14 protein-coding genes are annotated in these 13216 nt (G+C 38.1%); 3 read left to right on the top strand and 11 right to left on the bottom strand.

Annotated elements, in window-relative coordinates; all coding sequences use genetic code 11:
- Positions 1–36 precede the first annotated feature (36 nt).
- The 3 genes from PALPR_RS13055 (at position 37) to PALPR_RS13065 (ending at position 2953) form a co-directional block, all read left to right on the top strand.
- Positions 37–441: a Fur family transcriptional regulator gene (locus tag PALPR_RS13055; protein ID WP_013446114.1), complete on the top strand. Its 405-nt coding sequence runs from the start codon at positions 37–39 to the stop codon at positions 439–441.
- A 103-nt stretch (positions 442–544) separates the two neighbouring features.
- The gene (gene omp85 / locus PALPR_RS13060; protein WP_083807206.1) at positions 545–1822 is read left to right on the top strand and encodes an Omp85 family outer membrane protein; all 1278 of its coding nucleotides are present in this window, start codon (positions 545–547) and stop codon (positions 1820–1822) included.
- 18 nt (positions 1823–1840) lie between these two features.
- Positions 1841–2953 carry a glycosyltransferase gene (locus PALPR_RS13065; RefSeq protein ID WP_013446116.1) on the top strand — a complete coding sequence of 371 codons (1113 nt, stop codon included), beginning with the start codon at positions 1841–1843 and terminating at the stop codon, positions 2951–2953.
- A gap of 19 nt (positions 2954–2972) precedes the next feature.
- Here the strand turns inward: PALPR_RS13065 and PALPR_RS15545 are convergent, their stop codons facing one another.
- The 11 genes from PALPR_RS15545 to PALPR_RS13120 all read right to left on the bottom strand — a co-directional run bounded on the left by PALPR_RS15545 (position 2973) and on the right by PALPR_RS13120 (position 13132).
- Entirely contained in the window at positions 2973–3425 is a 453-nt protein-coding gene (locus PALPR_RS15545) for a Rieske (2Fe-2S) protein (RefSeq protein ID WP_049777045.1), read from the bottom strand.
- A 55-nt stretch (positions 3426–3480) separates the two neighbouring features.
- Complete coding sequence (locus PALPR_RS13075; RefSeq protein ID WP_013446118.1) at positions 3481–4479, bottom strand: aldo/keto reductase; 999 nt, start codon at positions 4477–4479, stop codon at positions 3481–3483.
- A gap of 13 nt (positions 4480–4492) precedes the next feature.
- The gene (locus PALPR_RS13080; RefSeq protein ID WP_013446119.1) at positions 4493–5083 is read right to left on the bottom strand and encodes a LemA family protein; all 591 of its coding nucleotides are present in this window, start codon (positions 5081–5083) and stop codon (positions 4493–4495) included.
- Positions 5084–5163: 80 nt separating this feature from the next.
- Positions 5164–6504, bottom strand: coding sequence for a TPM domain-containing protein (locus PALPR_RS13085; RefSeq protein WP_013446120.1), 1341 nt, complete (start codon positions 6502–6504; stop codon positions 5164–5166).
- A gap of 41 nt (positions 6505–6545) precedes the next feature.
- Positions 6546–7031: an FKBP-type peptidyl-prolyl cis-trans isomerase gene (locus tag PALPR_RS13090; protein WP_013446121.1), complete on the bottom strand. Its 486-nt coding sequence runs from the start codon at positions 7029–7031 to the stop codon at positions 6546–6548.
- A gap of 64 nt (positions 7032–7095) precedes the next feature.
- Positions 7096–7995, bottom strand: a complete 900-nt coding sequence (locus PALPR_RS13095; protein WP_013446122.1) for a coiled-coil domain-containing protein — start codon at positions 7993–7995, stop codon at positions 7096–7098.
- 18 nt (positions 7996–8013) lie between these two features.
- Positions 8014–9318: a UDP-N-acetylmuramoyl-tripeptide--D-alanyl-D-alanine ligase gene (locus PALPR_RS13100; protein ID WP_013446123.1), complete on the bottom strand. Its 1305-nt coding sequence runs from the start codon at positions 9316–9318 to the stop codon at positions 8014–8016.
- 131 nt (positions 9319–9449) lie between these two features.
- Positions 9450–10103: an outer membrane beta-barrel protein gene (locus PALPR_RS13105; RefSeq protein ID WP_013446124.1), complete on the bottom strand. Its 654-nt coding sequence runs from the start codon at positions 10101–10103 to the stop codon at positions 9450–9452.
- Between the two features lie 265 nt (positions 10104–10368).
- Positions 10369–11037: a YceI family protein gene (locus tag PALPR_RS13110; RefSeq protein ID WP_013446125.1), complete on the bottom strand. Its 669-nt coding sequence runs from the start codon at positions 11035–11037 to the stop codon at positions 10369–10371.
- Positions 11038–11116: 79 nt separating this feature from the next.
- Positions 11117–12469: a hypothetical protein gene (locus PALPR_RS13115; protein WP_013446126.1), complete on the bottom strand. Its 1353-nt coding sequence runs from the start codon at positions 12467–12469 to the stop codon at positions 11117–11119.
- A 51-nt stretch (positions 12470–12520) separates the two neighbouring features.
- The gene (locus PALPR_RS13120; RefSeq protein ID WP_013446127.1) at positions 12521–13132 is read right to left on the bottom strand and encodes a YceI family protein; all 612 of its coding nucleotides are present in this window, start codon (positions 13130–13132) and stop codon (positions 12521–12523) included.
- Between the last annotated feature and the right edge of the window lie 84 nt (positions 13133–13216).

Raw genomic sequence — 13216 nt, forward strand, 5'->3', positions numbered from 1 at the left:
TAACAAATAAAGAAAATATACAAAAAAGGAATAGCCATGTTGCAAACTCATAATTATTTACGTCAGTTCTCCATAAAGCCTTCTGTACAGCGGTCTGCTGTGATGGATTTTTTGTTGAAAAACCGCATACACCCTACAATCGACGAAATATATTCGGCCTTGAGTCCTACAATGCCAACTTTATCAAAGACGACTGTTTATAATACTCTCGACTTATTTGTTGAGCGTGGAGCAGTACGTGCTTTAGCTATCGATGAAAAAAATGCGCGCTACGATGTGGATATTTCTGCTCATGCTCATTTATTGTGTCGAAGCTGTGGTAAGGTACATGATATCTTTAATCTTGATCAGTCTTTATTTCAAATACCTCAAACCAAGTTTAAGATAGACTCGGTCGAAGTTTCTTATTTTGGTATATGCGAGAACTGTAGCAATAACTAATTATTTGATTCATTTACTATACGAATAAGCATGCTTAATTTAAGCATGCTTATTTTTGTATCTGTTTTTTTATATCTTTGACGTGAATACTAAAATTTGTAGGATGAGAAAGATTGTACTCATATTTTGTTTCTTCATGTCAGGGCTGTCAGTTTTTTCGGAGACGAACGAAAAAAGCGGATTAACTTTTGGTGCTTTGCCTGCCATATCGTACGATTCTGACTTAGGATTTCAGTATGGTGCATTGATTAATTTTTACCTCTACGGAAATGCAGCCCGATTTCCGAACTATGATCATTCCCTTTATCTTGAATTATCTACTTATACCAAAGGTACTACCATAGCACGGGTAAGGTACGATTCTGAAAAATTAATCCCGAAGGTTCGAACCACATTTGATATTAGTTACGTAACTGACCAGATGTCTGATTTTTACGGGTTCAATGGATTTCAGAGTGTTTATAATCCATCCTTGGTGACAAGTTCTAATCGCTTGTTTTATAAAAATGAGAAAAATATGTTTCGGGCCAAAGCCGATTTCCAGGGTTATTTTGGTGAGTCAAAGTTCGGTTGGATAGCGGGTTATTCTTTCTATCACTTTGCTGTGGATACTATCAATAACCGGAAGCTGAATATTGATAAAACAGGAGAGACTTTGTATGAGAAATATAAGAATTGGGGTTTGATCAATGCAGAAGAAGCTTTGGGTGGAAGTATCAACTACTTTAAAGCGGGTTTAAAATACGATTCCCGTGACCAGTTGGCTTGCCCAACTAAAGGTATATTTACAGAGGCTGTGATTCAAACGGCTCCTAAGTTTGTCAATGGAACTTTTCCGCATACAAAACTGGCTATTATTCACAGACAGTACTTTACGTTGGCCAAAGATTTATTGTTTGCATACAGGCTTGATTATCAAATGTCATTAGGTAATAACCATGTTCCATATTATGCTCAGCCTTTGCTTATTACCAGTTACTTAACTGCTGCAACCAATCAGGGTCTGGGTGGCAAAACATCTATTCGTGGAATCTTGCGTAATCGTGTAATCGGAGACAATGTCGGATTTGGTAATTTTGAATTGCGATATAAATTCTTGCACTTCGAATTTATGAAGCAAAGTTTCTACCTTGGTACTAATCTATTTTTTGATACAGGTCTCATTCTTAAACCGGTTGATATGAACCTGACAAATCTTTCTCTTGCAGATAGAAATACTTACTTTAAAGATTATGCATCAGGACAATTTCACTCGGCTGCCGGGCTGGGATTAAAGATCGGTTGGAATGAAAACTTTGTGATATCTGCCGATTTCGGTAAAGCCTTCGACAAACAGGATGGAGAAAAAGGATTCTATCTCGGACTTAATTATTTATTTTAAATACGCGAAATTCATTCTATGCCAGAACTCTATATATGGTGGATTGTAGCTTTTTCAGCGTTAATTACTCTTTTTTACGCTCTTCTAATCATCGTTTTTAGCATCGGTTGGAGGATGTTGGAGAAGCCGGACTTGTTGGAGAATAAAACCTCGGATATTTTTATTTCTGTGATTGTGCCTTGTAGAAATGAAGAGGACAATATCAAGAGATTAATTTCCAGCCTGATAAATCAAACGTATCTGCATTTCGAACTGATACTGGTGAATGATCACTCGCTAGATGCTACACGCGATGCTGTTTTAGAAGCTCAGGTGGATTTTTCAACTATCAGACTAATCGATGCCAGAGGTTTTGGGAAAAAGAATGCTCTTCGCGAAGGTATCATGGAGTCAAAGGGAGATTTCATTGTTACAACAGATGCTGATTGCGTTCACCCGGAGCGCTGGCTTGAGGCTATAGCTGCTTTTCAAAGCCGTCATAAATGTGATTTGTTGATTCTTCCGGTAAGACTTGTAGGCAATGATTCTGTTTTCTTTGATATTCAGCAACTGGAGTTTGTAAGTTTAGTAGCATCAGGAGCTGGTGCAACAGGAGCCAGGATGCCGATTTTATGCAACGGAGCCAATCTTGCTTTTTCAAAAGATGTATGGATGCGCCACAAGGACGATTTACACGAAGAAGAACAATCGGGTGATGATATTTTTCTGTTGGAAAAAGTAAAACAGCAGAAGGGAATAATTAAGTTTTTGAAATCGGAACATGCATTTGCCTTTGCCGGGGCAGCTGATACATTAGGCGATTTATTCAGACAACGAAGGAGATGGACTTCTAAAGCGCCTGCTTATAGCGATTGGCAACTAATTTTTACTGCTTGCGTGATTTTTTCTATCAGTCTGGTTGAATTGGTGCTGTTTGTACTATCGGCCTTTGATTACAAGTATTTGATGTTGCTTATAAGTATTTTTGTTGTCAAATACGTGGTCGATTCACAATTTTTATATTCAGTGAGTGCTTTTTTTCAGCTAAAACGTGTTTGGCTCAATGCGTTTCTGCTATCAATAGTGTATCCCTTTTACATTGTAGCTGTGGCTGTATCATCGTTGTTGCTAAAGTCAAAACAATGGAAATAGTGCTTGAAAATAAACCAAATCAGTGAAGAATATAGAGGATATCGCCGGATAATGAAATTTTATATCTCTTGAGTGCTTCTTTGGCTGGACCTGCCGACGGATTGCCAATGCCATAACCTATGTCAAAAACCGACCCGCACTTCTCACATACAGCTTGACCAATATCATTGGGATAGACTCTGACTGTTGATTTTATCTCGTAAGGACAAGCCATGTCAAAAGCATAGTACGTTCCGTCAAATCCGGAATAGACCAAAATGCCCCCGAAACCAACTCTGTCAGTAACAGAAACTCCTTTTATGAAAGTAAGGCTCTTGTTGTACGAATTTCTGAATGTTGGATAAGTTGAAGTCAAATTTAATTGCAAGCTAACCGGAAAGTCGGGTATAGACGACTGAACATGATCACTACAACTTCCGAAGGAAAGTGTAACGCACAACAAGAAGAGTTGGAATTTCGAGATTAATTTCATTCTGGAAGCGTTTTTCATGTGAAAAGGACGAAACATATTTCGCCCTTTATGATTTTCAACCGAGTTCGCCTATTCTCCATAATTCATCGTCGGTAAATGAAGTATTTCTGAGCGAATCTATATTGTCTTGCAGTTGTTTTACCGAGCTGGTACCTACAATGACAGATGTTATTTCCGGTTTGTGGAAACACCATGCTAGCGCCATTTGAGCCAGCGATTGCCCGCGCGAAGCAGCAATTTCATTCAGCTGTTTTATCTTTTCTATAACCTCAGGTGTCAACTGTTGCTTTTGTAAGAATCCATAACTGTGTGCTGCCCGTGAATTCTCCGGAATGCCCTGAAGGTATTTATCACTTAGCATGCCTTGGGATAAGGGTGAAAATGCAATAACACCAACACCATTTTCTTGAGCTAAAGGCAACACATTATCTTCAATATGTCGGGTAAAAATATTGTATTTATCCTGATTAATAAGACAAGGCGTACCGTTCTCACGCAAAATTCTATAAGCTTCACGAGCTTTATCGGTTGGATATTTTGATATACCCACGTAAAGTGCTTTGCCTTGCTTCACCACGTCGGACAAGGCTCCCATGGTTTCTTCCAAGGGAGTATTCGGGTCGTATCTGTGCGAATAGAATATATCCACGTAGTCAAGTTGTAGCCTTTGCAAGCTTTGATTTAGGCTGGCAATCAAATACTTTCTTGAACCCCAGTCACCATACGGTCCCGGCCACATCTCGTGTCCGGCCTTGGTGCTGATAATCATCTCATCCCTGTAGGCGGATAACTGATCTTTCAGAATTCTACCGAAATTCCTCTCAGCGCTACCATAAGGAGTGCCATAGTTATTTGCTAAATCGAAATGAGTGATGCCGTGATCGAATGCAAACTGAATCATTTTTTGAGCTTCAGCAGCATCATCCACGTCACCAAAGTTGTGCCACAACCCGAGTGAAATCCGCGGCAACTTCAGTCCGCTTTTCCCGCAATATTCGTAGCCTACTGAATTTAAGTAGCGATCTACAGCCGGTTCATAATTATTTTTGGACATCGAGTCGCTGATTTTAGAACTTTACTGAAGGAGCTTTCTCGCTTCCTTTTTCTGCTTCGAAGTATGGTTTCTTTTCAAAGCCAAACATATTCGCAAATATCACAGCTGGGAATCGTTGGATGATAGTTGTATAGTTTTGAGCAATTTCATTGTATCTGCTTCTTTCCACCGAAATGCGGTTTTCAGTTCCTTCCAGCTGTGCTTGCAGCTCGAGGAAATTCTGATTAGCTTTTAATTCAGGATAGCTTTCTTTTATCATGATTAGTTTACCCAATGCAGAAGTTAATTCTCCCTGAGCAGCCTGATATTGTTGTAATTTCTCCGGGGTTAATGTTTTGGCATCAACGGTTACCTGAGTTGCTTTAGCTCGAGCGGCTATAACTCCTTCCAATGTAGAACTTTCGTGAGTAGCATATCCTTTTACAGTTGCCACCAGGTTTGGAATTAAATCAGACCGGCGTTGGTATTGACTTTCAACGTTTGCCCATTGGCTATTGACTTTTTCTCTTTCGGTAACTAGTTTATTGTAAGTAGAAATGCCACTGAAAATAGCGAGTATTAAAACTGCAGCTATTGCTATTAAAATGATTGAACTTTTTTTCATTGTTGTAAATTTTTATTTGTTTGATTTGAATGGAAACAAAAAAAGAAATTATATAAGATTTTTAGATTGAATTTCGAATACTACCAACCGCTTGTGGCTCCACCACCACCTGACATACCTCCGCCAAAACTTCCTCCGCCACCACCTCCGAAGTCTCCTCCACCAAAACCTCCGCGTCCACTAAAGAGACCACCTGCAATGGCACCTCCTACTATGGCTCCATCGGTACGGCTTAACCTTGGAATGTTATGATTATCATTTTCTTCGTAACCGCAAAACTTACAACGGTAAGTGGTTCTTTCTGTTCCGCTGCTAATATAAGTTGGAGCTACAATTGTTCGTTTATCGGACAAAATAAAAGCTTTTGTACCACATTTAGGGCATTCTGAATAAGCACTGGGTTTATCCAGCGAGAAAATAGCTTCATTGGCACATTTATCACAGACAAAAACATCGTAATCGATAGCATGTAGTTTCTCTTCAAATTGCTGTGCCAGTTTAAGGTGTGCATCTTCTTGCTTTTCAGATAGAATATGCATTTGTCCATCACATACGTTACACGGAATTGGCGCTCTGCGAATCTTAATCATCATTAATCGTCCGTAGATATTTGCCGGAATGGTTGTTAATGGTATGGGGATAAGTAACAGAATCAATATCGGATGCGTTGAAAGCAACAAGATGCCGATAAATCCAACAACAGGTACGATGATGGAAATCATACTAATGATACCTGATTTTTGCGTTTTTATAGCCTTGTATCGGGCAATATTGCTGGGGAGTTTTGGATTGTTTCTTACTTTAGCAATGGCATTTCCGATTAATATCCAAGTCAGTAGTGCTATGACTAAATATACTCCGATTGCTATCGGTAATATCTCGTTCCATGCTATCGGTTCTTCTTTAGGTGCTTCGGGTATCGGCTCTTTGCGGATGATACTCCCAATACGTTCTACGCCGGCCAATATTCCAGCATCATAATTGCCTTTTTTAAATTCGGGAGTTATCGATTGGGCTTGTATACGCAGACAAATAGCATCAGGCAGAATACCTTCCAGACCGTAGCCAGTCTCAAAGGTGATTTTTCGTTGATCCATAACAAATAAAACAAGCAAACCATTATCGCGTTTTGTCTGACCTACTCCCCAAGCCTTAAACAGGTCTGTGGCGAAGGGTTTTATTTCATTGCTACCTATAGAATTTACAGCTACAATCGTAACCTCGGCTCCAGTTTCGGATTGTAGTGCGTCCAAATAGGCATTAACCTGTTGAACTGTTTCGCTTTTTAATATTCCATCTGGATTACTTACAAAGGCGTGCTTGTCGGTAACTTTAGGATTGGGAATGCTCTGGACGGTATAATCTGTTGCAAAAGATAATCCGGAAAGAGTACACAGAAAGATAACAAGTAGCTTTTTCATAAGATTTTAAATTGAACTATTTCTCTAAAGAGAAATGTTTATTAGTATGAATCTACCAAAGTAATGTCAAAAATTAAAACTGAATTGGGCGGAATGCTTGGGTTACTGGAGTTTGTTCCATAACCAAGTGCACTAGGTATATATAATTTTATACGACCTCCGTTGTGTATTTTCGGTAAACCTTCCTGCCAACCCGGCACAGTGCTAGCCAATCTAATAGTTGCAGTACTATCTCCACCACCTACTTTTTCGAAAACAGATCCATTAATTATCGATCCTTTGTACTGAACTACCACATAATCACTTATATTGGGGTGACGATTTCCCTCCCAACCTTTGTTGATGATTTGGTAACTCAATCCGCTACTGGTGGTGTAAAAGTTGGAATCTTTCTTGTGAGCTTCAACAAATTTTGTTAGCCATTGGTCGTTTGATATTTTCCAATCGACCCATTCGTCATTTTTACAAGCCGATAAGATGACTAGAAGCATAAAAGTAAGTAAGAAGCCGATAGAAATACGTTTCATATTTTTTGTAGATTTGTGATATTTTTATATTGCTTATTAAAGGCGAATCATTCGAATGCTTGCTTTATTTCTCGAACTTAAATGAGAAGCTTCCAACACGATTTCCGTCTATGAAGAATTCAGCTCTATACATGCCTTTAGGTAGTATCTCTCCTATTTTCCAAAATATAACATCATTCTTTGCATCGCCTGTAAATTCAAAATTCTTTGTAGCCGAATATGCTATTTCTTTATTTTCAAAACTAAAGACATTGTTCGGGCTCTTAGTCAGAACGTCGCCATCAGGGCGCGTAATTCTTAAGTATATTGTTTTGTCACCCGGCTGAGCCGTAACATTTTTGGATACAGTGTAGCTGAATTGCAAATTGGCCGTTTGCGTGAACCAACCGGTTTTTTTCCCTTTACTGTTAAGCGGTGTCATACTGAAATTGGTAACTTCCATGATAGAAGCTCTGCTTACAACCTGATTGAGTGATTCTTTATCTTTGGATAACTGTTGAACAGTTTCCGTTGCAGCCTGATATTTTTTATGAACTTCTACATTTTCATTGCGGAGCATTTTGTTCGCGCTGTTCAGCGAATCAATCTGATTTACATATTGAATCATTACCATGCGCACTGTGGCCAGTTCCTGTTTCAACTGAGCAATACGACGCGCATTAGTAGACTTGGTGACGCGTAATTCATCCAATAACTGTTGAACTTTTGTTTTTTGATTATCCAGTAATTTTACCAGAGAGTCGTTTTTGATATTTGATGTGTAGCCTGAAAATTCCTGATTGAGGTTAGAGTACTCTTTCTCAACCTGTTGTTTTTCAAAGTTCATTTGTTCAACAATCTCTGCCATTTCGGCATCTTTCTGATTGGCCTTACGAACGAAATAGATTACGGCAATCCCTAAGATTGCAACTATTACCGCCGCAATCGTGATAATTGTAAAATTTTTCTTTTTAATTGAATCCATAATTTTTGATTGTAATGTCTAAAGCAATGGTACAACTTTTTCCAGTTTGATGCCCCGCGAACCTTTTATCAACACATATTTGTTGCAAATAGGTTTATTTTTGATATAGTTTATTAATTCAGTAACTTCGTCGAAGCACGTATAAGGGTTATTTGTACTCCGAAAATTATTTCCTACCAACAAAACGTCTGCCAGCTTATTTTGTTTCAATAAATCAATAATGCCCTGATGTTCTGCACTACTTTGTTCGCCAAGTTCCAGCATGTCTCCTAATATGAGCGTTTTGCCTTCAACATTCATTTGTGCAAAGTTTAAAATTGCAGCTTTCATGCTGGTAGGGTTGGCATTATATGTATCTATGATCAGTTTATTGTTTTCTGTAATAGTTAATTGTGAACGGTTGTTCTGCGGGTTGTACTTTTCCAGTCCTGCAGTCAACTCTTCTTTATTTAGCCCGAAGTATTCTCCTATGGTAACAGCAGCCAAAACATTTTCAGCATTGTACGCACCAATGAGTTTAGTGCTGATGTCGAAACTATCGTTTTTGCCGATAAAGCATTTCATTTCAAGAAAAGGTGAGCAATCGGTAACTACTGCTTTTATTCTAGAGCTTGAGTTTTTATCCAGACTGTAGCTGATGACATTTTCGTTGTTTACAACAAATCCTGAATCAACGGCCATTTTAAGCAGATGTTCATTATTTTTGTTGATAAATATAGCTTTGCCTGCCTTGTAAATGTATTCGTAAAGCTCACGTTTGGTTTTTTTTACGCCTTCGAAAGAACCGAATCCTTCCAGATGAGCCATACCGACATTGGTAATAATACCGTAATCGGGTTCTGCAATTTCTGCCAGTGCTTTAATTTCCTCAGGGTGGTTAGCGCCCATTTCAATAACAGCAATCTCGTGTTCGGGCTTCAGTTGAAGCAATGTGAGCGGAACTCCTATGTGATTATTCAGATTGCCCTGAGTGAAAAGAATGTTGTATTTCTCTTTAAGAACAGCAGCAATTAATTCTTTTGTTGTGGTTTTGCCATTCGTACCGGTAATCCCGATAACTTTTGTTCCCAGCTGTCTGCGGTGATATGTAGCAAGTTCTTGCAGGCTTTCCAAAACGTTTTCAACCAAAATAAAACGTTCGTCGATGGCATATTCAGCTTCATCTACCACTGCATACGAACATCCGTTTTTTAAAGCAGAAAGTGCAAAAGCATTGGCGTCAAAATTATCTCCTTTCAGCGCAAAAAAAAGTGAACCTGATGGGCAAACACGACTATCTGTACAAATTATAGGATGTTGGAGATATGTTTGGTAAAGTTGCATACGGTAGTTCAATTTATTGCCAAAATTGTTACAAAAATAATCATTATCCGATAAGTTACCTGCCTGTTTCAAAAAAAATGACTAAATCCTTTCATAGCGGGTTTAGTCATTTCCTGCAATATTGTTATAATTTAAAAGTCATAAGCTACAGAGATATACCAGCCTTTTTGGTGTAAGTTGCCAGCACCTGCTTTGTAAAGGTTATTCAATCCAAAATCATAAGTGGCTTTGATTTGATATTTTTTCCACTGGATACCGCCACCCACTCCGATTTGAAGATTCACCCGGTTCAATATGTCATCTTTGTATAAATCATAATTAGCAGAAGGAATGAGGCTTACTGTAGAAGTAGCTTTCATCGTCTGGAACATTCCTATGTTGATATTAGGTCCTGCAAATCCGAATACTTTCAGTGTTTTAGATAACGGAAGCGTATATATAGCGCGAGCAGGAATATCTAAAGAGTGTCCGTTGGTAATGTATCGTACGTTAGTAGAACTTGGATAGCCCTGAAGATTATCAGAATATACGTAGTTATAAAGTACTCCGGTCAACAGGCTGAAATTATGTTTTAGTTTAAACTCAGCAGTTCCTCCAAGCTTCACGCCTTTAAAGTAGGTAGACAGTCCTTGCCCCTTGAAATCTTGTAGAGAACTTATTCCAGAAGTAAAATAACGCTTCGGATTGTTGTACCCTATTTCTAAGCGGTATGTAGTCTGAGCACTGGTAGTGCAAACTACAGCAAGTAAGGCGATAATAAAGATTGATTTTAATGCAGATTTCATGTTATTGGAGATAAAAAAATGCGTAATTTTTTGTGATGACAAAGATAGATTTTTTTAATGGTAACTGCATTATTTGAAGAGCAACTTACTGTATATATTATCTGTTTTTAACTGACGAGCGCTGTGTTGTTAACTTGTTTTCAGGATTTGAGCTTTAGTTTTCATCGAATTAGTCTTAATTTATCAATCGCAAAGCTTGGAAGCAAGATGCAAAAAAGAGCTTTCCTTATTGGGAAGGCTCTTTTAGTTCTGTTTTAATGATTTCTTAGCGAGCTGTGTAATTTGCCAAATCTTTCAATTGATTTGGGGTACATAATTCAGCTTGGTTAGCTTTGTTTAAACCTATTTTGCATACAATATGAAAATCCAGATCAATCCATTCGCTCACCTTTATTAAGCCCATCATTTCAACGGGAGGAACCAGTCCGAAGTCACGGATACTTATGTTTTTACGACCATTTAGGAAATAATTCTCTCCATCGCTGTCAGCCGAAATTGGAAAGCAATACTGCTTAGTAATGCCGGTAATGGTAATGTTTGCATAAGCATTTCCTTTGGTTAATTTTGATTTCTCGGCATTTTGGTTTAAATCAATATAATTGAGTTGAACCTGAATATACGGATAAGATTTGTGCTTAATAAGTTTCAAAAAATCTCTCAAAGCCATTTTATTGTTTGAAGTAAAGTCTTTTACTGCAATCGACATTTGAGTTTGGCTTAAAAGTATTCTGTTTTGATTTTGTGTGGCGGTAATGAGAAAATTCTTTTTAGGAAGCATATCTCCCGGAAAAAGAAGCTTGAACGAGACAATATTCGTTGATCCGGTAATCGTCACTGAGCTACTTTTTTGTAAATCCACTGACACGAGGGATTGAGCCAGCAGTGGTTGACTTAAAAAAAGGATAAACCCAATTATACCGATATGCCTTTTCATATAATCGTTTAATTTTTAAAATGGAGTTAAGCCAGCCGGGATAACTCCTGGCTGGCTTAGGAAAATTCAAACTGGGTTTTTAGAAAGAGATTACAGCTTCAGCGCTCAACCCGTGAAACTCATAACCATTCAAAATGTAGTTTACGTTAGGAACGTTTTTAAATTTTTGGTTAGCATATTCAACTTTCGCCATAATGTTTTTAGTAACATACCAACCGCCACTGATTGCTAAGCGGTTTATGTCTACGTTGTAAGCAGGAACTGCCATAAGAGTTGTAGTAGAATTAGCTGCACCAGCTGCTGCAGCTACGTCAGCAGAAACTGTGTTGTAACGAGCACCTACGAAGAAATTTTCGGCTTTACCAAAACGTAACACAAGGTCGGTAGCAAATTGATTGGCTTTGCGTTCTAGTTTTTCGGATGGTTTGCGTCCTTTTGCTGACTCAAGAGTAGTGAATGACTCCACTGAAAGCTCATCTGATAAATTATATTTCAAGAACAAGTTACCCATAAATGTTGTCAGCTTATCGGTTAAACTTGGATTAAAACGTCCGTTAAAAGCGGTTCCTGTTCCCGGAGCTGCATTGTACATAATTGCAGAGTAGTTTGAACCTGTACGGTCACCACCAAACAATGTGTTTGATAAAGAACCTGCTGTTGTATAAACCGAACCGGTTAAACGGGCGCGGAATTTTTTGTTTACTTGTTTATCAAAACCCAATTTCAAAAGGAATGAAGGGTTGTGATGTCCGTTAGAATATTTAGTGGCAATTTGTGTAGTATCAATATATGCCAGACTTGGATTCAAATTACCATTGGTTATACCGGCTACTCCGATTAAACCTTTATAGTTAACATCTGCTTCAGCACCAATTTCTGTAGCAAATTCGTCCATGATATAGTTTTCCATAAATGGATTGTAGATTGCATTTCCACCATCAGAACGGCGGAAGTGAGCATCTCCATAGTTGACGTCCATTTGACCAACTTTGATTGAAGTGAATTTCATAATATTGTCCAACAAATCCATTTTGATGAATGGAATCTTATCGAATTGAACATAACCACCTTTTACCCATGTTTCATTGTGGTGTTTTGATGCAAGGTACATTGTTACTTGCAAGGTGATACCATCCGCCAAATAACTGTTGATGTACAAATTTGCCATTGAAAGAGCAAAATTTGGAGAATTTTTAAATAATGCTTCTGTGTTTTTTGTAGGATCCTGATTTGTAACGTCGTTTGAGTTTTTCAAAGCAATATAAGGCATTGCAATTGAAGCGCCGAATTCCACTTTTTTGCCTGTAAACTGAGTGTCAGTTTTAGGAGTTTCAAATACGTTTATGCCGGTCTGATCCGTAGCTCTTAATTGCGCAAACATTGTACTGCTAACTAATAGAGCTGTTGCCACTGTGAGGATTGTTCTTTTCATTGTCTTTAATTTTAGCTGTTTGTAAAGTGATAATTTCTTATGTATTGTCGTTTATTTTGTTAGCAATGCATTTACTTCTGGATCACCTACCATCACAATGCTAAATTTCAATGTTATAGCATCGCCCACTTTCATAATGCCGAGCATAGCGGTTGGCGGTTTCATTTTATAATCAGTCATTTTGATTCCTACGCTTCCGGTAAATTGGAAAGTCCCGGGTTTAAGAGCCTTACCGGTAGTATTAAAAGTTATTTTTTTAGTAACCCCGGCCATTGTCAGATTACCTGTTACAGCCACATCAATATCTTCAGCAGTTGCTTTTTGAATTACTGCATCGGTTAGTTGGAATGTGATTGTTGGATTTTTTTCTGCATTAAAAGCTTCATAGGTTTTTGAGTCCATCAACTTTTCGTTGCTCTTAATAGATTTTACAGGTATATCCACCTTCAACGATTGGACTTTTTTACCGCTAATCACAAGTTCACCCGACATTTGGGTCACCTTGCTTTGAAAGTTATGCACGTTTGTGGTTCCTGAAATAGTCATGGTGGAACTCTGAGGGTTTATCTTCAGTGTTTGAGCTTTCGCTGCACCAGTGAAACCAGCCAATATGCCGCTAACCATTAGCAACATATGAAATTTTGTCAGTTTTGTTTTTAACATGTGGTTGATTATTGTTTTTAAGTTATATATCCTATAGCATTTATAGTATTACGATATAAAAATTTTATTTCATTTTTTTGTTGT

The sequence above is a fragment of the Paludibacter propionicigenes WB4 genome, from assembly GCF_000183135.1.
Classification (GTDB): Bacteria; Bacteroidota; Bacteroidia; order Bacteroidales; family Paludibacteraceae; genus Paludibacter; species Paludibacter propionicigenes.